Below are 1022 nucleotides of genomic sequence, written 5' to 3'. Positions count from 1 at the left end.
CACCCGGGCGAGGAACACCCCGAAGGGCCGGGGCCGGGGCGCAAGCAGGCGGAGAAGCCGCGCGAGGCGGGGCGCCCGGATGACGCGGTCTGCGGGGGCGGCGAGCCCGTCGACATGGCGACCGGGCGGATGTTCATCGACCAGGTCGACGCCTCCCTGCCCGGCTCGCTGCCACTGTTGTTCACCCGCAACTTCGAATCCGGCTACCAGGCCGGGCGTTGGATGGGCCCGCGCTGGGTCTGCACGTTCGACGAACGCCTGGAGATCGACGCCGAGGGCGTCGTCCACATCGGCGCCGACCGCCGCACCCAGGCCTACCCCCACCCCGACCCCGGCGAGACCGTCGAAGCCAGCGCCGGCACCCGCCGCAAACTGCGCCTCGCCACCGGCGGCTACCACCTGCACGACCGATCCACCGGCCTCACCCGCGAGTTCACCATGACCGCGGGCGGCACCGAAGCCCTGCTCACCAAGGTCCGCGACCGCTTCGGCCGTCACTACGACCTCGCCTACGACGAGCACGGCACCCCGCAAGGCATCACCCACTCCGGCGGCTACCACCTGCTCGTGACCGTCGACAACGGCCGCATCACCGCCCTGCGCCTGGCCGGTGGCGGCGAGGACGGCCACGACGCGCTCATCATGCGCTACGGCTACACCGACGGGCACCTGAGCAGCGTCTACAACTCCTCCGGCAAGCCGATGCGGTTCATCAACGACGCATCGGGGCGGATCCTGTCCTGGATCGACCGCAACGACTCCCAATACCTCTACCAGTACGACCAGTTCGACCGCGTCATCGACGAGGGCGGCGCCGACGGCACCCTGCGCTTCCACTTCACCTACGGCACCCCCGACCCCGACACCGGCCTCAAACTCCACACCGAGACCAACGCCCTGGGCCACACCACCACCTACACCGTCAACGAACACGCCCAAGTCACCGCCATCACCGATCCCCTGGGCCACACCACCCACTACGAACGCGACGACTACGACCGCCTGCTCGCCGAGACCGACCC

The 1022-nt window shown here is 70.2% G+C and carries 1 protein-coding gene; it reads left to right on the top strand.

The window, feature by feature from the left end; translation table 11 throughout:
* Positions 1 to 1022 (top strand): RHS repeat domain-containing protein (locus tag LN042_RS36800; protein ID WP_230055822.1); only part of this gene is annotated, 1022 nt, incomplete at both ends.

Origin of the sequence: Kitasatospora humi, assembly GCF_020907985.1 — a bacterium.
Lineage (GTDB): Bacteria > Actinomycetota > Actinomycetes > Streptomycetales > Streptomycetaceae > Kitasatospora > Kitasatospora humi.
This window is presented reverse-complemented; position numbering and strand designations above follow the sequence as displayed.